Annotated in this window: 16 protein-coding genes; 8 read left to right on the top strand and 8 right to left on the bottom strand. The window is 45.0% G+C overall.

Annotation, left to right across the window (positions count from 1 at the left end; genetic code table 11):
* The first annotated feature begins 107 nt into the window (after window positions 1-107).
* A complete protein-coding gene (locus tag CLV98_RS03795) occupies window positions 108-2,051 on the top strand; it encodes an ABC-F family ATP-binding cassette domain-containing protein (protein ID WP_109672890.1) in 1,944 nt (647 codons plus the stop codon).
* Window positions 2,052-2,175: 124 nt separating this feature from the next.
* Window positions 2,176-3,468, top strand: a complete 1,293-nt coding sequence (locus tag CLV98_RS03790; RefSeq protein WP_109672889.1) for a type IX secretion system plug protein — start codon at window positions 2,176-2,178, stop codon at window positions 3,466-3,468.
* Window positions 3,469-3,531: 63 nt separating this feature from the next.
* Here CLV98_RS03790 and porN read toward each other — a convergent pair whose 3' ends face one another.
* The 8 genes from porN to sucD all read right to left on the bottom strand — a co-directional run bounded on the left by porN (window position 3,532) and on the right by sucD (window position 12,710).
* Window positions 3,532-4,569 carry a type IX secretion system ring subunit PorN/GldN gene (gene porN, locus CLV98_RS03785; protein WP_109673067.1) on the bottom strand — a complete coding sequence of 346 codons (1,038 nt, stop codon included), beginning with the start codon at window positions 4,567-4,569 and terminating at the stop codon, window positions 3,532-3,534.
* A 56-nt stretch (window positions 4,570-4,625) separates the two neighbouring features.
* Window positions 4,626-6,218, bottom strand: coding sequence for a type IX secretion system motor protein PorM/GldM (gene porM, locus CLV98_RS03780; RefSeq protein WP_109672887.1), 1,593 nt, complete (start codon window positions 6,216-6,218; stop codon window positions 4,626-4,628).
* Window positions 6,219-6,324: 106 nt separating this feature from the next.
* A complete protein-coding gene (gene porL, locus CLV98_RS03775) occupies window positions 6,325-7,137 on the bottom strand; it encodes a type IX secretion system motor protein PorL/GldL (RefSeq protein WP_109672885.1) in 813 nt (270 codons plus the stop codon).
* Window positions 7,138-7,227: 90 nt separating this feature from the next.
* Window positions 7,228-8,295, bottom strand: a complete 1,068-nt coding sequence (gene porK / locus CLV98_RS03770) for a T9SS ring complex lipoprotein PorK/GldK (protein WP_109672883.1) — start codon at window positions 8,293-8,295, stop codon at window positions 7,228-7,230.
* A gap of 341 nt (window positions 8,296-8,636) precedes the next feature.
* Window positions 8,637-9,614 carry a PorP/SprF family type IX secretion system membrane protein gene (locus CLV98_RS03765; protein ID WP_109672882.1) on the bottom strand — a complete coding sequence of 326 codons (978 nt, stop codon included), beginning with the start codon at window positions 9,612-9,614 and terminating at the stop codon, window positions 8,637-8,639.
* 141 nt (window positions 9,615-9,755) lie between these two features.
* The gene (locus tag CLV98_RS03760; protein WP_109672880.1) at window positions 9,756-10,538 is read right to left on the bottom strand and encodes a uroporphyrinogen-III synthase; all 783 of its coding nucleotides are present in this window, start codon (window positions 10,536-10,538) and stop codon (window positions 9,756-9,758) included.
* A gap of 44 nt (window positions 10,539-10,582) precedes the next feature.
* Window positions 10,583-11,767, bottom strand: a complete 1,185-nt coding sequence (locus tag CLV98_RS03755) for a DUF4271 domain-containing protein (RefSeq protein ID WP_109672878.1) — start codon at window positions 11,765-11,767, stop codon at window positions 10,583-10,585.
* A 64-nt stretch (window positions 11,768-11,831) separates the two neighbouring features.
* Window positions 11,832-12,710 carry a succinate--CoA ligase subunit alpha gene (gene sucD, locus CLV98_RS03750; protein ID WP_109672877.1) on the bottom strand — a complete coding sequence of 293 codons (879 nt, stop codon included), beginning with the start codon at window positions 12,708-12,710 and terminating at the stop codon, window positions 11,832-11,834.
* Between the two features lie 178 nt (window positions 12,711-12,888).
* On the opposite strand from sucD, the gene CLV98_RS03745 reads away from it, so the two are divergent.
* The 6 genes from CLV98_RS03745 to CLV98_RS03720 all read left to right on the top strand — a co-directional run bounded on the left by CLV98_RS03745 (window position 12,889) and on the right by CLV98_RS03720 (window position 18,639).
* Window positions 12,889-13,416: a hypothetical protein gene (locus tag CLV98_RS03745; protein ID WP_146202226.1), complete on the top strand. Its 528-nt coding sequence runs from the start codon at window positions 12,889-12,891 to the stop codon at window positions 13,414-13,416.
* Window positions 13,417-13,520: 104 nt separating this feature from the next.
* Window positions 13,521-14,018 (top strand): azurin, encoded by a 498-nt coding sequence (gene azu / locus CLV98_RS03740; RefSeq protein ID WP_109672873.1) that lies wholly within the window; start codon window positions 13,521-13,523, stop codon window positions 14,016-14,018.
* Between the two features lie 153 nt (window positions 14,019-14,171).
* Window positions 14,172-14,852: a response regulator transcription factor gene (locus CLV98_RS03735; protein WP_109673066.1), complete on the top strand. Its 681-nt coding sequence runs from the start codon at window positions 14,172-14,174 to the stop codon at window positions 14,850-14,852.
* 3 nt (window positions 14,853-14,855) lie between these two features.
* Window positions 14,856-16,226 (top strand): HAMP domain-containing sensor histidine kinase, encoded by a 1,371-nt coding sequence (locus CLV98_RS03730; RefSeq protein ID WP_109672872.1) that lies wholly within the window; start codon window positions 14,856-14,858, stop codon window positions 16,224-16,226.
* Window positions 16,227-16,307: 81 nt separating this feature from the next.
* On the top strand, window positions 16,308-17,555 hold the full coding sequence (locus CLV98_RS03725; RefSeq protein WP_109672870.1) for a TolC family protein: 1,248 nt from the start codon (window positions 16,308-16,310) through the stop codon (window positions 17,553-17,555).
* Window positions 17,542-18,639 (top strand): efflux RND transporter periplasmic adaptor subunit, encoded by a 1,098-nt coding sequence (locus CLV98_RS03720; protein ID WP_109672868.1) that lies wholly within the window; start codon window positions 17,542-17,544, stop codon window positions 18,637-18,639. Before CLV98_RS03725 ends, CLV98_RS03720 begins: the two co-directional genes overlap by 14 nt.
* Window positions 18,640-18,641 lie beyond the last annotated feature (2 nt).

The following is an 18,641-nucleotide window of genomic DNA, read 5'->3' as shown; positions in this document are numbered from 1 at the left end:
CCATGAAGGAGCTAAAATCATACTATTCAGGGCATTTGGATCCGATATTATAACTATTCCAACATGTACCCTTTCGATATATGCCACATTACCCGTACCTTTGCAGCATGATCGCGATTACGAACCTTAGTTATTACCTCGGCGACCGGGCACTATATGATAGTGCGTCGCTACATATTAAACCTAAACAAAAAATTGGACTCATTGGTCTTAATGGAACGGGCAAATCGACCCTGCTCCGGATGATCAATGGGGAGTTTCAACCCGACGAAGGGAGTATTTCCATGTCGGGTGACTGCACCATCGGTTTCCTTAACCAGGATTTGCTGTCCTACCAAACCGACGACTCCATATTATCTGTAGCCATGCAGGCCTTTGAGCGCCAGAATGAGTTACAGGCACAGATCGACAAGATTTTGCATGAAATGGAGCACGACTATAAGGACGAATTGGTAGATCGCCTGGCCAGGGTACAGGATGAGTTCGACGCCCTAGACGGATACAGCGTACAATCCAAGGCCGAGGCAATACTAGAAGGACTTGGCTTCGCCACTAGCGACCTGGAACGCCCCTTAAGGTTGTTTTCTGGAGGCTGGCGGATGCGGGTAATGCTCGCCAAGCTACTCCTTCAAAAACCCTCCTTGCTGATGCTCGATGAACCTACCAACCACTTGGACTTGCCGTCGATACAATGGGTGGAGAAGTACGTGCAGTCCTATGAGGGTGCCGTCATCGTAGTATCTCACGACCGGCAATTCCTGGACAACACCATAGACACTACTGTGGAGGTATCGGGTGGAAAGCTCAATTATTATGCCGGAAACTACTCCTATTATTTGGAGGAAAAATCGTTGAGGAACGAAATCCAGAAGGGCGCCTTCGAAAACCAGCAAGCTAAAATTCGACAAACGGAGCGGTTCATTGAACGCTTTAAAGCCAAGGCTACCAAATCCAAACAAGTTCAGAGCCGGGTTAAGGCCCTCGATAGGATGGAAGTGATAGACCAGGTAGTCGACGAAGCGGCGAAGGTTCATTTTCGCTTTCAATTCACCACCCAACCTGGGCGCCATGTGTTTCAGCTGGAGGATGCCTCCAAAGCCTACGGCGAAAAGGTGATTTTGGATGCGGCCAACGTTACTATGGAAAGAGGGGATAAAATAGCCCTTATTGGAGCAAACGGACGGGGTAAGTCCACCGTACTCCGGGTAGTATCGGGCGACGAACCCATAGAAGGTAAGCGCCGGCTAGGCCATAATGTATCCTTCACGTTTTATGCCCAGCACCAGCTAGAGTCGCTCAATGTAAAGCATAACCTATTGGAGGAGCTCAAATATGCCAATCCAAACAAAACGGAAACAGAACTCAGAACGGTATTAGGATGCTTCCTATTCTCCAGCGACGATGTATTCAAAAAGATAAAGGTACTCTCGGGAGGAGAAAAATCGAGGATAGCCCTGGCGAAGGTACTGCTGTCGCAGGCCAACTTCCTGCTGCTCGATGAACCTACCAACCACTTGGACATGCAGTCGGTGAATATCCTCATACAAGCGCTGCAACAATATGAAGGTAGCTATATCGTCGTTTCCCACGACCGGTATTTTGTAGAGAATATTGCCAATAAAATATGGTATATAGAGGACCATCAGATCAAAGAATACCCAGGCACCTATGAGGAGTATGAGATATGGGTGGCTGAAAGAGGATTGGAGTCGGCGGTGAGCGAGAATGCGGTTGTCAGCAGCGCCCCTCCTCAAAAATCCAAATCGGCGCCTGAGCCGGCCCCTTCCAAGCCAACCAAGACGTTTTCCAATGAGGATGCTCAAAAACGCAAAAAGGCTCAGAAGCGCGTAGACGAATTAGAGAACACCATTAATACCCTAGAAATAGAGAAGAAGGATATCGAAGCGCAATTGGCCAGTCCGGATATCTATCAGGACCAGCAGGCACTCAGCAAGGTCAACCAAGCCTATACCGACCTCAAAAGTCGGTTAGACCAAGCCACTTCAGAGTGGGAAGAGGCCATGATGCTTGTTGAGGAGTATGCCAACTAAATAGATCTGCTTACTGATATAAAAAAACCACTCTTTCGGGAGTGGTTCTTTTTTTTTACAGCCTCCAATATTTATCCTATATTTAAATAGAAATAGAATTTTATTCATTGACCATTTCCTACCTATGAAGCATTCCCATTCGCGATTATACCTCACCTTATTACTCCTTGTGGAAGTGGTCCTGGCCAAGGCCCAGCAGCCCGAAGAACTACTCAAGGATGCTATATATAACCCCAAGATTGCGACGGTATTGCTATATCCGAATATAGAAGAACCGGATAATCCCAAGCGACTCATAAGCCCTCCTATCACTTCGGTCCAAAATACGAAGGGGCTTATGCTGGAATTCGACGACCTGTCGGCACAGTACGACCGGTATTCCGCCAAGATCCTGCATTGCAATGCCGACTGGAGCAAGTCAAACCTTAACGACATCGAATTCACCTATGAGTATAATGATTATCCAATCCTCGACCAGCAACAATCTTTTAGCACCAAGATCCCCTATTTCCATTACTCTTTCCAAATACCCCGTCTTAAGCTGTCGGGCAACTATGTAGTGGTGGTATACGACCAAGATCGAAAACCCGTACTGAGTAGGAAGTTTATGCTTTATGACCTACGGGTGAACATCTCGGCCGAGGCTCGGTTTTCACAGGGCATCCAACAACAGTTTAGCGACCAACAAATAGACTTTAAGATCGACTACTCAGGACTCAACTTAGTAGCACCTCAAACCGATTTGAAAGTAATAATGCGTAAGAATTTCCGATGGGATCAAGCAAAAATGGGTTTCAAACCCTCCCACGTCCGGCCATTTGACAAGCAACTGGAATATACTTTTTTCGATTTAGAGAACACCTTCCCTGGTGGCAACGAATTTCGATATTTCGACAGCCGAACCCTATCGGGTCGGGGGTATGGAATAGAACAGATGGTCCGCAGCCCCGACCATACCACCTTGCTTTTATTTGCAGACAAACCCAGGAACGACAACGGCTACCTGCAGATCGACGACCTCAACGGACAATATGTGGTAGATCAACGGGAATCGGGCCGGGGTAGTACAGATGCCGATTATACCCCCGTCCGGTTTAGTCTTAAAATGGCCGAAGTCCCCCATGCGGAGGTATACGTGAATGGTGGCTTCCATCTGTGGAATTTGAACGAACTCAACAAAATGACCTATAACCCCGACACGGGCAGTTACGAGGTAGAAATGCTCATTAAACAAGGAGTCGTGAACTATGACTATGTGCTGGTACCAGCAAATGGGCAACCCGACGAGACTTGGGTAGAAGGCGACTACGCCACTACCGAAAACGACTATGACCTATTGGTTTATTACAGGGCTCCTGCGGGGCGTTCAGACCTTCTGATAGGATACAGGACGGTAGAGTGGAACCGCCGTCGATAGGACAACAAAAAGGGGATGGTGCCAATAGACACCATCCCCCTTTTTATTAAAATCACTTGGTAATTAATACTCCCAGAGTCCGTGCTCCAGTTCCATCAATTCTTGTTCGTAGTTCAATGATTTAATAAGGGCCTCCTTTTCGGCTCCATAAATATCCAAAAACGCTTTATCGTTGGCATTAGAGTATTTTACGATTCTACCGTAGAACAACCGAAGGTCGAATGCATCGGCCAGGTTCTTGTTCTGAGCGGTATTATGCGTATTATACCAGATATACTTCTTCGAATCGCTTCTAAAAAGCCTATCTACATCCTTGTAACGGAAAGAAGCAACAGGAAGTTCTAGTCCTGTGGCAGTCTGATCGGAAGGAAGAATGATCGTAATGGTCTGAATATCGTTATACAAGCGTGAGCGCTTTCTATCGAAAGTCCAGTCTTCTTTAATCTCGATCAAAGAAAGCTGCTGAGGGAAATACTCCTCCTCGGTAACTGCCACATCGGTACTGAACGACTTATCGAAGGCAGGATCGGCTGCTGGAGCATCCACAGCCACCTCAGTTTTAGGCTGTTCTTTAGCAGCATTTTTCTTTTTGGGTGGTCCCCAGCCGTCGTCTTCTTCTACAGTTTCTTTAGCGGCAGGAGCCCCCCAGCCATCGTCGGCAGCGGCATTAGCCGCTTTGGTAGGCTCGGTCTTTTCTTTGGTATCCCCCCAGCCCCCATCGGTAGCCGGCGCACCAAAACCCGCCGCCAATTCCTCTTCGGAAAGGCCTGCGGCCTGGTTAGGTATCACCAAACGCTTATGCAGATCGGCCTGAGAAAGGGGCGTCACACAAGAATCGTTGGCATACGCCTCTATCAAACCGGCTTTAGCCGCTTCTATCAAATATTTAGTGATCTCATTATTTTTAGAAAACATGGACATGTTTTGCTTCTCTTTGAGATCCACCCGCCTCCATAATGTGCGTTTCATCATGATGTCTTCATCACTAATGGGACGCGCTGAAAATTGATTATTGGTCGAATCCACTCTTTCCTGTGCCGATACGGCTCCAGCACCGAGTGCAAGCGTCAACATGGTCAATGCCATCGATTTTCCATTCATACTTCTCATATCATGCTGTTTTATTTCCTTGTTTAACCAACGTAGAAAATACAATTTTAGTACAAATTGACGGTACGTACCTGCGTTCCCATTTCCACATCACTCACTACTCCTTTGAAGTTCTGACGTTGTACTTTAAGGATACGAATGACATAACGGTCACCAGGCTGAGCCTGCTGTGCCAAGGTGGAGATAGAGCCACCACCGCTGTTCAGGGTTACCCCGTCGATCCGGCGGTTACCTCTTGCCAAGGATATTTCTACCTGAGCCACCCTAAAGCGAGCATCTTCAGGAGAGAAGTTCTTAAAGCCTTCGTCGGGGATGGCTACCACCTGAATACTCCGAGCACCCGTAGCAGCTACGCCTCTTCGTTCGTCGAAGGCGGCGCCGTTAACCCGCACATCCAAGGAAGGTTTGGGAACCCGGTTTACACGGAAAGGTTCCGAACCAAGTACATTTCCAGAGTTGCTCACGGTAATGTTTAGCTGCGCCTTGCTAGGCACGATGGTAAACTTCCCTTTCGCTTGGCTGGCAATGATCTCTCCACCGTCGGTAGAGAAAGTAGGAGCCCATAAGGCACCTAAAGCGGGGCTTTGTATACTTAACTTATTGGCGCAACCCAAGTATAATGGAGGCAATGTACCAGTCTCGATTTGATACGAAGGCTTCACAACGAAGTACTCCTGGGTCATGCTATAGGTGGTATCCCTTCCCGAAGGAGTAGGAATGGTAATGGTACCTTTTAGCTCCCTACGGGCAATACCTTCGGCATTATATCCTCCACCTTGAGCGGTAAATTCGATAAGACCAACTCCATTTTCTACTTTCACTGGCGCACCATTTAGGCTCATCCGAGGAGTGAGCCCACTAGCTGAGGCTGCAATAAACATTTGGCCTTTGAACTTGGTACCAGCTACAACGGTTTTGGCATCGGCACTTACCATCGCCAACACGCGGTCAAACTTAATATCGGCGGCTCCCACCTTGCTAGCAAGGTAATTCAACGCCTCGCCTTCCATCCGACGAATATCGGTTTGTTTCTGACTTAGAACTGCAAGAGCGGCGGCAACAGGAGTTTGAGCGAAATTCAGCTCAGCAAAATCCTTGTTTCTCTGGTCTTTCTGCCCTTTGCTGATGGGGTCATCCTTACCATCCAAAGCCAGCATCTGAAACTTATTGGGAACCAAGTTATTCAAATTGCCAACATACTTGTTGAGGCTTTCTTTTAAGGCATAGGCCTTGCCGTTTTTCTTGCCCCCTATCATCAGTTCGGCTACCTTACCCTCTTCTTGAGGATTCTTGATAGACCCTTCTTCGTTTAAGCCTCCACCAGCAGTATTAATAATTTCCTGCTTGAGGGAATTCAGCTCGTTGATCATCGCTACGGATGCCTTACGAACCTCGTCGGCTTGTTTCATCACGGCCACATCGGCATCCCGGTTACCCGATTTTTCAACGGCGGCCTTTATTTTCAATACCGTTTCCTGGTTTAATTTATTGGCTGCTCCAGAGGAGAGCTCCAGAGAATTGTTCAAGAGAATGAATTTTTCAATGATGGCCGAACTTACCTGCAATGCGAGCATTGCCATAAGTACCAGATACATCATTCCAATCATCTTCTGACGGGGAGTTTCTTTTCCACCTGCCATATTGTTCAGTAATCAGTTATCAGTGATCAATTAGTTTAGATAAGACAATCATTTAAAAGGGATCTCGGAGGATTTAGCAAATGAAAGTTTAAGAGGCCGTGGCCGCTTAGGCATTACCACGCATGGCCGTCAACATATTACCATATATGCCATTTAGTGACGATATATTGGTAGTAAGTTTCGACATCTCATTCTTAAATACTTGAGATTCTTTGGTAGCATCGGCCATGTTCTCCATAGCGGTAGTCAGGTTGCCATAGAAAGCATTCATGGCCTTCAAATGCTTGGTAGTGTCTTGCAATTCCAATTCATAGACGGCATTCAGAGCGCCCATGTTCTTGGTAATTTCCTGGAATTGGGTACGGTAGCTTTGCGCATCTTTGGTAGCATCGGCCATAGACGACATAGCCGTAATAGCCACTCCATACGACTTGTTCATATCGCTAATGGAAGAAGAAGCCGATTTTACGTTTTTGGCGTATTCGTTAGTAGCAACTGTAGCGTCGGTAAGGTCCGACATTTTACCTACTGTGTCCGAAAGACTCTTAAATCCTTTACCAAGGCTATCAAAAACATCGGGAGAGATTTTAGCATTATCGAGCATATTGTCGAGCTTGGCCGTTACGCCACTGCTAGGTCCTGCACTGCGCGACACTGGAGCACCCGTATAATCGTCGGCTAGCTCAGGGTATACTTTAGTCCAATCGGGTTCAGAATTGATGGGCTGTACAAAGGTTTGAAGGGCATAAATCAAGAAAATACCCACTTCTGTTCCTAATCCAATGGTTAGCATAGGGCCACCGCCATCCCAGTGTTGAATTTTAAATAATGCTCCTAATATTACAACAGCAGCACCTGCGCTGTATATGGTAGGTACTAGTCTGTCCCAAAAGAAACTAGGTCCGCTATTCTTAGCCATAGGTAAATAAATTCAGTTACAGTGAATAATAATAAATGATGAAAATATAAAATGGTAACAGGGACATTGCTGTCTCTTTTGCTTATTAAATTATCTCCGTGAACGAGCGCCGCCTCTGTCGTTAACATTGTCCATTACACAACGGAAGCCGATAAATGCCCTCGTTTCAGTTTCAAACTCATAACTCCTAGTACCCGTTTGAAGGTAATAGGCGATATCCTTCCAGGAACCACCCTTTACCACTTTACGAGGTTCGTCAGGATTTACATACATGGGATTCATATCCCATACAATAGCGGTCGCATTGTCGGTATAAGAGTCTAGGGTCCATTCAGCTACGTTACCCGCCATGTTGTACAAGCCAAAATCGTTAGGATTATAGGCGTTGGCAGGAGCCGTGTAAGGATAGCCATCGGCGTCGTAATTCCCCCTTTGTGGCTTAAAGTTAGCGAGGAAACACCCTTTAGCGTTCATGGTATAAGGATTACCCCATGGATATTTTGCTACAGCACGACCCCCACGGGCGGCCCACTCCCATTCCGCTTCCGAAGGCAAGCGGAAGCCAGTAGAGTTGAACTGCCCCTCCTGGTTCTGGAAATCATGAAGCAGATTGGTACGCCATTTGCTAAAGTATTGAGCGCCTACCCAGCTTACTCCCACTACAGGGTAAGTGTCGAAGCCTGGGTGTTGGTAATAATATTCCTGAAAAGGATCACCGTTTGAGTAGGCGAAATCCTTCTTCCATACGGTAGTATCCGGATAATATTTAGTCATGATCTCCTCTTCGCCTAATACCGAAATAGAGTCTACCAAAAGTGCATCCACAAACTGCCTGTATTCATTATTAGTAATTTCAGTATCGTCCATAAAAAACGAACTGATCGTTACACGACGGTTCATATTGTTCATAGAAGACGCAATGTCTTCATCCGCTTGGCCCATAATAAAGGACCCTGAAGGAATGACCACCATCCCCGCCGGAGTAGTTTGCTTAAATCCTTTTCGTGCCGTAGCGGTAATTTCTCCATTCTGGATGCCGCTTTCCTCTTTCCCTCCTCCAAACTTGTTTTTTATAAAGCTACAGCTTTGTAACAGTAAGACTGCAGCAAGTATGAACAAGCCTTTGGTTCCATCCCGATAGAATACTTTCACATTCATAGTGGTTCTTTATTATTGAGTATTAGATGTCTGCCTAAAAACGTAGGCCAGTGTTTATATAGTATACCTTTTAAAAAACAAAAGTAACAATCTGATTGAAAGGAATAAGCATTTTAAAAAAATAGACTCTTAAAAAACACCCCAAAAACCATAAAAGCTACTCTACCGAGACGGTATTCCCGCCTTTAAGTCTCGGATTATTATCTTACAAATATAAATTAAAGTTTGCCAAACTAAACCCATTCGCACGATACCGTTTATACAATTTAATTTTCCGAAGAAAATTAGTATTATTATTTAGGTATTTTATGGTACTATAAGGTAGCTTCAAACTCAGTAATTTAATACCTGAAGCGTGGAGTCCTGATAATAGTCTTCTTTCCTGTTTTGAGGGCCGAAATAGCATAGGACAACTGCAATTCAAAGGACGACGGCGCCTTGGATTTATTACCTCCTATCACCAAATCGTAGGCTCCCGATAGCTTTAATGACTGATCGGGCAACAGATACAACCCGCCCATCAGGATAAAGAAGGCGTCTTGCTGCCGGTATGTTCCACCCAACCAATAGCGTTTATTATAAGTTACGGTGGCCCCTCCTTCCACAGAGATGGTCGAAATATCGGTTTTCGCAAGTACAATAGGCTGAACATCCAACAAATACCCCACCCCAAAATTCAATCCAGCATTCAAATAAACCGTCCTGGGCAGGGGGTTGGTACCCGTATCGGTACCCAATTGATATTGTGGCTTTAGCAAATGATTCAGCGAAACTCCTACATAATAGCTTTCATGCTCATACCTGGCCCCCACAGCGAAGTCGGGATTTATTTGAGAGATGACCCCACTAAGTATCAAGGGATCGTCGGGATCCCGATATCTCAGCTGACCATAGTCAATAGATTGACGAAAAAGTCCAGCACTAGCCCCCAATTGAAGTTTTCCCGCTCCCAGATCAAAATGATAGGCTGCTGATATTTTAAAGTCCTGGTCGTTTCTTGGTCCACTTTTATCGTTGAGGGCATAAAACCCTACCCCAAAGTTTTTCAAAGGCATGCTCACCGAAAACAGCTGGGTAGACAAGGCCCCACCCGCATCGTTGGGATTGGTGGCTTGGTAGCCTACATATTGGGTCCTGTGCGTAAGTTGGAAGGTGGTAAGCCCTCCCGCACCAGCAGCAGCCGGATTCAAATAAAGCTGATTCAGCGAAAACAAACTAAACTGGGCATCTTTCTGGGCATGTACCTTACCGGCTACCAACAAGCAGTAGGCTAACAGGCCAATACACAAAATATTTCTAAAGGTAAACGTAAGGGTCATGTGGCAGAGATGTTTTACAAAATGGTTTTTTGCAGCTCGCTGAATTAATAACGCATATTGCCTAAAAAAATTGACATATAATAAAAAATGGCCAGGAAAATTTCCCAGCCATCCTTTTCAAATATCGACTTCCAAATATACTTATTGTTCGTTCACCTTCTTAATATACAATTCCAAGGCACCCGTCATGGAAGGGGCGTTGGGCAAGGGAGCTTGTATATCCAAAACAAGACCAGCCTCTTCTACGGCCTTAGCGGTGGTAGGCCCAAAGGCCGCAATCCGAGTAGAGTTCTGCTTGAAATCGGGAAAATTCTCGAATAAAGACTTGATACCTGAAGGGCTAAAGAAAGCGATAATATCATAATAAACATCCTCTAGATCGCTTAGGTCGGAGGATACCGTCTGGTACATGGTAGCCTCAGTAAAATAAAACTCCCCAGTATCCATAAATTCGGGAATGTCATTTTTACGCACATCGGAGCATGGGTACAAGAACTTCTCCTTTTTATGCTTTTTCATGAGCTCCAATAGCTCCAAAGCGGTTTTAGTACCTGTAAATATCTTACGTTTCCGAATAACGATATACTTCTGGAGGTAGTTGGCCGTTTGCTCCGAGATACAAAAATACTTCATGGTAGCGGGTACTTCTATCCTCGCTTCGGCACATATTCTAAAGAAATGATCGATGGCATTTCTACTGGTAAAAATAACGGCGGTATGGTCGAGAATATTTACCTTTTGCTTACGAAAATCCTTATAAGACACCCCGTCAATTTGAATAAATGGACGGAAATCAACCTTAATATTGTATTTACTGGCTAGTTCAAAATACGGAGAATTTTCGTCTGCCGGCCTTGACTGGCTTACTAAAAGGCTCGTTACCTTTTTTAACCGATCCTGATCAATGTTGATATTCTCACTCATGTACAATTTCGAATTTATTTTTATGTTCCGGCATCCAACTACGATTAAATAGCAAATTTAATGCCAATAATTAGGGGGATTACTTCCACGACGCAAAGGTAAGAAAATAAATATAGATTAATAAACCTATCGGATGGGTTTACAAGAAGATAGAGGGTGCAGAATCGTAGAAAATAAAATACTAGGAATGGAAAATGTAGATAAGGATCCAGCAAAACATCCCAACCGGGGAAGTGCATGCTTAAGGACCAGATCAGCATAAACAATACCGAATGAAATATAAAACTCGATTGCACGATTTTAAGAAATAGAACATCGACCTTTTGATCTAGGTTCAGCATATTGCCCACAATCAGCATCAGGGTGTATTTCAGGAACAATACCAAAAAGCAGCCGATGGTGAGCACCCCAAAATCCCGCAACAATTCCCACAGATTCGACCCGTCCGACAACAGGGAACTGATCATGAGCAGGTGTATATGGCCATCGTTGAGATAGATGAACACATAGGCCAAAACCATCGAAAGTATGAGTACAAAAAGAATACTGAGGGTATTATAGGGCTTATAGATCTTCGGAAGGCCATCCCTTTCAGAGTAGGAAAAGAAGTCGTAGGGGTTGATCAGCCTCATAAAATAGGCCTGATTATAATTGAAGAGCAACCCGCACAGAAACAGGATCAACAACACGACGATCACCGAAAAGTCGCCAAATGGGCTCGTAATAATGGGTTTTATGTTGATCAGGCTGTTGGTACCTCCGGTCATCCCGATCTCAAAATTCGAATCTTTCTGATTGCAAATTAACAAGGTCTTGCCCTCTATTCCGGGGCTTCCGTAGAGGGTTACCAGGAGTTCGTCGCGCTTATATATTTGATACAGGCTATCGATACTCAACTTGAGCCATTGATCGGCCTCCAGCCGTTTTTGTAGGGCTCCTTCTACGAACAAATAATTTTCAGCAGTAGTATGAAGCATTAAAAAATAGCGCCGATTTTTAATTAAATCGACGTATACACTTACCGACCTCGAATCTTGATCAATGTCCTTGGAGAAGGGAACAAAATTTTCATATTTAGGATGATACACCAACCAATCTTGGTCATAATCATAAATAGGAAAATAGTCACCAGGAGGTACGGTTTGGTTGAGGCCACGCCCTAGGCATACCTCGACCGAACCGGCCAACAGGAGTAGAGCCCAAAATAAAGCAAGGACGACGGACTTCATAGTTATAAAATAGGGCGGAGTTTCCCCAGCCCTATTCGTAAAAAATTATTAGTATTCATTATTCTTAGCGCTTACCTAAAGCGATAAGCATGGTTTCTCCGATCAAAGCAGGAGACTCAGCAACATAAATTCCTGACTCTTGCATAATTCTGATTTTAGCTTCAGCGGTATCGTCGGCACCACCAATAATAGCCCCTGCGTGGCCCATTCTTCTACCTTTAGGGGCAGTTTTACCGGCTATAAAGCCCACCACGGGTTTCTTGTTACCAGTCGACTTGATGTAATGGGCAGCATCAGCTTCCATACTTCCACCAATTTCACCAATCATCACGATTGCTTCTGTTTCGTCATCGTTCATCAATAACTCAACAGCTTCTTTGGTAGTGGTACCAATAATGGGGTCTCCACCAATTCCGATAGCGGTGGTCTGTCCTAGTCCGGCGCGAGTCAATTGATCCACGGCTTCGTAAGTAAGCGTTCCTGACTTAGAAACGATACCCACAGTACCCTTATTGAAGATAAAGCCAGGCATAATCCCCACTTTACATTCTTCAGCAGTAATAATACCGGGACAGTTAGGGCCGATAAGACGAACATTTTTTCCTTTAATATATTCCTTAGCCAACAGCATATCTCTGGTAGGGATACCTTCTGTGATGGCTACTATTACACCGATGCCAGCATCTGCAGCCTCCATGATAGCATCAGCCGCGAAAGCTGGTGGAACAAAAATGATGGATACGTCGGCACCCGTCGATCTTACGGCTTGGTCCACAGTATTGAATACTGGTCTATCCAAATGCGACAAGCCGCCTTTGCCAGGTGTAACACCCCCTACGACATTGGTACCGTACTCGATCATTTGTTGGGCATGAAAAGAACCCTCAGAACCGGTAAATCCTTGAACAATAACCTTAGAATTTTTATTTACTAAAACGCTCATGTTGGTAAATCAGTTTTTTTGGTAAAAGTAGGACGAAAACGACGAAGTAGCAAAATGTAGGTATAATTTGTAAATTGCTTTTTTGAGAACCTGTCAAACATTTATGAAGATTATAGCCAATCCGCATTTTTTTTCTAACCTTGTTCTGGGCTTCTTCTGTCTTTTTGTTCTGTGGAAGATGATTAAACCCCAACCTCGTTACAACTGTTTACTCTTTGGGATTTTTATTTCCTGTATTCTGGGAACCGCCGTTGCCGATATCCTGATATATTTGGGGGTGCATCGCCTCGAAATGACCTACGAAATGTTCCTGCTAGCTTCTACGGTGGTAGGCCCCATCTGTCTGGTTTCCGTCACATGGTCGCTCATACGACATAAGCCTACCAACCCATTACAGTTTTGGGTTACCCTCCTGCTCGGCATCGGGATGCTGGTAACCCTTATAGAGTTCGGTGTCCAGTACCTAGGGGTGATCGTCCAGTCATTCTGTATTTTGGTGGTGATGCTCACCTCTTTGCTAGGCTTAGCCAATCGGCAAAAAAGTGCATTATGGATCATCATCGCCATGATTTTATATGCACTTACTGCCAAAGCGGGAAAAATACCCCTCCCAGCAAACCCAAAAGACCTGGAACATTACCTGCTTGCCTTAACCCTGCTCAGCATGGGCAAGGCCTTTACCAACGAGTTCCGATATCTTTTCTAAAATATTGTTTTCAAACAATTGTTAACGTGTTGTTTTTTTAAACGGCCATATATTAACTTGCACTCATTAAACTAACATATAACAAGTTTTCTTTAAATTTTAAGATGAAAAAACTAATAACCGGAATGTTTTTATCCGCTAGCATGATAGCATTGGCGGCTACGAATATGGCTCATGCAGCATTCGTAAACTCCTCAGCTACCACCGAGCTTGTGGACGGCAAACAAGCCAAAGTCATCGAGATAAAAGGTACTGATGCCATGCAGTTCGACCTTAAAGAGATAAAAGTAAAGGCGGGTCAGAAGGTAAAACTAAAGCTTACACATGCTGGTAAATTGGCCAAAACAGCCATGGGCCACAACTGGGTATTGCTTAAAGAGGGCGTAGACGTACCTGCCTTCGGCTCTAAAGCCGCTGCTGCTCGTGACAATGAGTACATCCCCAAATCGGAAGTGGGTAGCATTATTGCACACACCAAACTGTTGGGTGGTGGAGAAAGTGATACCATCGAGTTTACAGCCCCTAAAAAAGGAAAATACACTTATATCTGTAGCTTCCCTGGTCATTATGCTTTGATGAAAGGTACTTTCATCGTAGAATAAGTCTGCCGAAAGATTATAATTATTATAAGGCTGCCTTCTGAATGGGGGGCGGCCTTTGTTTTGCTCTTTAGGCTTTCTTCCCCGGACCTATCGGCCATTCCCAATCATAAAACTATTTGATTATGTTTGCAGCCCATTATGGAAGCGCTCAACATGACTAAAATTCTTCTTCTCGAAGACGATACCATTCTTTCTCAAGAAATTCTTACTTTTCTGAAGTCTAAGAACTTCGAATGCGACGCCGTTTATAACGGAGACATATTTTTTCGCCAAATCCATAAAAAGCCCTATGGCCTGTATTTGTTGGACATTAACGTTCCGGGCATGCATGGCCTGGAGGTATGCCAGAAAATACGCGATACCGATCGAGTCTCCCCTATTCTGATGCTCACCGCCTATGGAGAACTTCAAGATAAGCTTGATGCCTTCAGGAATGGTGCCGACGACTACCTGGTAAAGCCTTTTCATATCGAAGAACTTTATATACGCATCCTGGCCCTTTTACGAAGGAGTTCAATACCTCAAGAAAGTGAGCAGACCATCCGAATATTGGATCTGGAGATTAACGTGAGTGAAATGAAAGTAACCCGCAACCACCAGCCCATTGAGCTCACCCCCAAGGAATACCAACTGTTGCTGTTATTGGCCAAGGCCAAAGGGCGGACGCTCTCTAAACAGACCATTGCCGAACAGATTTGGGACATCCATTTCGATACCAATTTGAATACCATAGAGGTGTATATCAATTTCCTAAGGAAAAAAGTGGATAAAGAACATGCTCAAAAATTGATACATACCAGACCCGGATACGGGTATTACCTGCAAGCCGATTGATTTATGACCATTAAACGACGTATCTCGGTCTATGTAAGTGCCGCCTTTTCCTTGCTTTTTGGACTGGGAATCGTGATCGTGTATTTTGTATCGGCCTCGTATCGGCAAAATGAGTTCGAAAATAGGCTTAACGAAAAGGCGCTCACCACCGTAAACCTCTTACTGACCGTCAAGGAAATAGACCAAGAGGTACTTCGAGTCATCGACAAAAACAGCATTAATAGCCTCTATAATGAAAAAACACTCATCTTTAACGAGCAGTATGAACTGATATACAGCAGCATCGATGACGCTTCCATTACCTGGAACAAAGCGGACTTGGTAAGATTAAAAAAAACGAAGACCTTCTTTAAGACCGATCAAGGGCGTGAAGTCGCAGGGATTTATTTCGACTTCGAAGAGGCCGACTACTATGTGCTGATTGCGGCAGAAGACAAATACGGAAACAGCAAGTTGGACTATCTGGCTTATACTTTACTGCTTACCTACCTAGGAGGAACCCTTCTGATGTGGATATTGACCTACATCATTGTGGGTAACCTTACCAAGCCACTAGATATATTCCAAAAGAAGATCAATCATATTTCAGCTTCCGAACTAAGCTACCAGCTTCCCATCAAAGAGCACCATAAAGATGAGATCACTCAGCTCACCCGTTCCTTTAACCGGATGTTGAGCCGGATAGAAAAATCGTTTTTGGCGCAAAAAGAATTTACCACCAACGCCTCTCATGAGCTACGCACCCCCCTCAGCCGCATCATGCTCCAGGTCGACAACCTATTGCAGTCCGATGAACATAGTCCCGGCACCAGAAACTACCTTCTTAGCATCTCCAATAATGTAAATCAATTATCAGAATTAATAGACTCCCTACTCCTTCTGGCTAAGAATAATGCAGTGGAGGCCCAAGGCCTATTCGGTGTTGAGCGAATCGACGAAATCATTTTCGCCGCCTATGCACAGGTGCGCAAAACAAACCCTGACTTCAAGATGCATTTTGAAATATTGGAGGTGGAAGAAATAGCCCATATCCTCGAAGTAAAGGCTTCTAAGCAGGTTTTGGAGATTGCGTTTACAAATATTTTTAGAAATGCATACCAGTACTCTCCTGACAAGGCGGTAGACGTAAAGCTCTGCCAAACCGATAAGCAGCAATTGCTGATCCTGATAGCGAACCAAGGAAATCCGCTTACCCTGAAAGAGCAAAACCAACTCTTTCAGCCTTTTATGCGTGGGGCCAATGCCCGCCACACCCACGGTTCGGGCCTGGGCTTGCAGATCGTTAAAAGGATCCTCGACTACCACAAGGCGAGCATACAGTATCAATATACTGCCGAAAACACCCATCTTTTTTCTATTATTTTTAGACCTTAAGCTTTTTTTAAGGCAATATAAAGGCCATTTTAAGTTACCACCGAGACCTTTGGGAGGCAATCAAACCTATGCATCCTACCTATGAAGCGTCTTATCTTGCTCTTTTTTTCACTCTCTTGGTTTACGGTACCTGCTCTGGCACAGCTTACCCTACAAGAGAGTGAAGAGGCCTTTAGCCGAAACAACCTCCTGCTCCTAGCCGAACAATACCATATCGACGCTGCCAAGGCGGCGATCATTCAAGCCAAAATATGGGAATTACCCTATCTCTCTGGCGAACTAAACGCCGTCAACTCCCAGAATAACCGGCTCTTTGACACGGGGAAAACGGGCCAAAAGACCTTAGCCATCCAGCAACTGATTTATTTGGGAGGGAAGAAAAGAAATGAAGTAGAATTTGCCAAATCGAATGCCGAACTCGCTGAGCTACAATTTGAACAATTACTGTTGAGCTTACGCTATCAACTCAAGCAACACTTTTACAGTCTTTATTTTAACCAAAAGAAAATTGAACATATCGCCAGCCAGGCGAGTCGGGTCGACACCCTGTTAGCGGCTTATTCTATACAGGTAGCCAAGGCCAATCTCCCTTTAAAGGACCTGGTAAGGCTCCAATCCCTCTCACTCAATCTTCAAAACGACTTGGTCGCGCTACAAAATGAGGTAATTTCCGAAACGAGCAGCCTTAGCCTGTTGACGGGGTTACAGCCTCCATTCACCCCGACAGTCGACTCCGCTAGCCTTGAGGTAGCCTTTCGCCAAGGGTCCCGCTACGCCCCTGAGGAGCTGGTAAGCCAAGCGCAGTCGGCGAACCCGGAGTATCTGAGTTATCTTAGAATGATAGAAAACCAAGAGCTCTACCTAAGTTGGCAACAATCCTTGGCCAAGCCCGACCTCACAGCAGGCCTATCGTACGACCAGCGTGGTGGGGCTTTTAACAACCAGGTCAACCTCACTTTAGGTATCCCATTGCCATTTTGGAATCCTAACAAAGGAAATATCAAGTTGGCTCAGGCTCAGCTGGCACAGGCGCAGCTACAGAAAGACTACAGAACCCAAGTGCTGAGAAGACAGATCAACGAAGCCTATCAAAAATGGGAGAAACATCATAAGCAGTATGCCCAATTCGCTACTACTACTGCCCCCTTAGACCTCGTCTATGACGCGGTCGTCGAGAATTTCCGCAAAGGAAATATCCCCATGATGGAGTTTACCGATTTTATGGAAAGCTACAACCAAAGCATGATGCAAATTAATGAAATGCGTAAGCAACTGATTATATCCAGAGAAAATCTTAACCAACTCGTAAACGCCAATGTATTCCTATAATAGACTGAAATACCCTACCCTATTCCTTGTGGCCCTCACCCTGCTCGCCGGCTGTAGCCAGCAACAACCCAAGGAGGATAGACTTGAAACCTTTGTGTTAAGCGACAAGATGCTGGCCACCACCGACACCGCCCATACGGTCGACCTTCCTTTACGAAATGAACTTTCGTTTTATGGAAAAATAACCGCCGATAACAATAAAATGATTGAGGTGTACCCCGTAGTGGGTGGTAACGTCACCAAGGTTTATGTAGAACTCGGCGATTATGTAAAAAAAGGGCAACTCTTGGCGACTATCCGAAGCACCGAAGTGGCCGGTTTTGAGCAGGAGCTCGATGATGCCCGCAACGACGTGGAAGTAAGGCGCAACAACCTAAAAGTGGTACAAGAACTTTATGAAGGAAAGCTCAACGTCGAAAGAGACGTCATAGAAGCTAAGGGGGAGCTAGAAAAGGCCATGGCCCAATTACAACGGATCCAAGAGACCTTCAAAATTTACAATATCAAGAAAGGAGCCATTTACGAGGCCCGGTCTCCGATCAGTGGATTCGTAATCGAAAAAAACATCAATGAAAATATGTTGCTAAGAAGCGATAAGTCGGACAACATTTTCGATATCGCCGAGATCAGCAACGTCTGGGCCATAGCCAACGTGAATGAGAGTGATATAAATCGGGTAAAGCTAGGTATCGACGCCCAGGTGACCACCCTCAGCTACCCCGACACCGTCTTTCATGGCCAAGTCGACAAGATCTTTAATATAATCGACCCTGAAACAAAAGCCATGCAGGTGCGCATCAAACTCCATAACCCGGGCTATTTGCTGAAACCCTCCATGCGGGCCAATATCAAGCTATCCTACTCCGAAGGCAAACAGATGACGGCTGTCCCTTCGAAGGCGCTCATTTTCGATAAGAGTAAGACTTTCGTGATGATATTTAAGGATAGAAACAATATAGAAACACGGCCAGTAGAGGTGTACCGTCAGCTCGGCGACCGGGCTTATATTGCCAACGGTCTTCAAACAGGGGAAGCCGTAATCACCCATAACCAGATGCTAATTTACGACGCCCTAAACGACTAATC

The organism is Dyadobacter jejuensis, from assembly GCF_003149085.1.
GTDB lineage: Bacteria > Bacteroidota > Bacteroidia > Cytophagales > Spirosomataceae > Dyadobacter > Dyadobacter jejuensis.
Note: the sequence above shows the minus strand (reverse complement) of the source record. Positions and strands in the feature narration are given on the sequence as shown.

Coding starts and splice junctions, on each gene's coding strand:
- CLV98_RS03795 (WP_109672890.1), top strand. CDS start 108: ATGATCGCGATTACGAACCTTAGTTATTACCTCGGCGACCGGGCACTA.
- CLV98_RS03790 (WP_109672889.1), top strand. CDS start 2,176: ATGAAGCATTCCCATTCGCGATTATACCTCACCTTATTACTCCTTGTG.
- porN (WP_109673067.1), bottom strand. CDS start 4,569: ATGAATGGAAAATCGATGGCATTGACCATGTTGACGCTTGCACTCGGT.
- porM (WP_109672887.1), bottom strand. CDS start 6,218: ATGGCAGGTGGAAAAGAAACTCCCCGTCAGAAGATGATTGGAATGATG.
- porL (WP_109672885.1), bottom strand. CDS start 7,137: ATGGCTAAGAATAGCGGACCTAGTTTCTTTTGGGACAGACTAGTACCT.
- porK (WP_109672883.1), bottom strand. CDS start 8,295: ATGAATGTGAAAGTATTCTATCGGGATGGAACCAAAGGCTTGTTCATA.
- CLV98_RS03765 (WP_109672882.1), bottom strand. CDS start 9,614: ATGACCCTTACGTTTACCTTTAGAAATATTTTGTGTATTGGCCTGTTA.
- CLV98_RS03760 (WP_109672880.1), bottom strand. CDS start 10,538: ATGAGTGAGAATATCAACATTGATCAGGATCGGTTAAAAAAGGTAACG.
- CLV98_RS03755 (WP_109672878.1), bottom strand. CDS start 11,767: ATGAAGTCCGTCGTCCTTGCTTTATTTTGGGCTCTACTCCTGTTGGCC.
- sucD (WP_109672877.1), bottom strand. CDS start 12,710: ATGAGCGTTTTAGTAAATAAAAATTCTAAGGTTATTGTTCAAGGATTT.
- CLV98_RS03745 (WP_146202226.1), top strand. CDS start 12,889: ATGATTAAACCCCAACCTCGTTACAACTGTTTACTCTTTGGGATTTTT.
- azu (WP_109672873.1), top strand. CDS start 13,521: ATGAAAAAACTAATAACCGGAATGTTTTTATCCGCTAGCATGATAGCA.
- CLV98_RS03735 (WP_109673066.1), top strand. CDS start 14,172: ATGACTAAAATTCTTCTTCTCGAAGACGATACCATTCTTTCTCAAGAA.
- CLV98_RS03730 (WP_109672872.1), top strand. CDS start 14,856: ATGACCATTAAACGACGTATCTCGGTCTATGTAAGTGCCGCCTTTTCC.
- CLV98_RS03725 (WP_109672870.1), top strand. CDS start 16,308: ATGAAGCGTCTTATCTTGCTCTTTTTTTCACTCTCTTGGTTTACGGTA.
- CLV98_RS03720 (WP_109672868.1), top strand. CDS start 17,542: ATGTATTCCTATAATAGACTGAAATACCCTACCCTATTCCTTGTGGCC.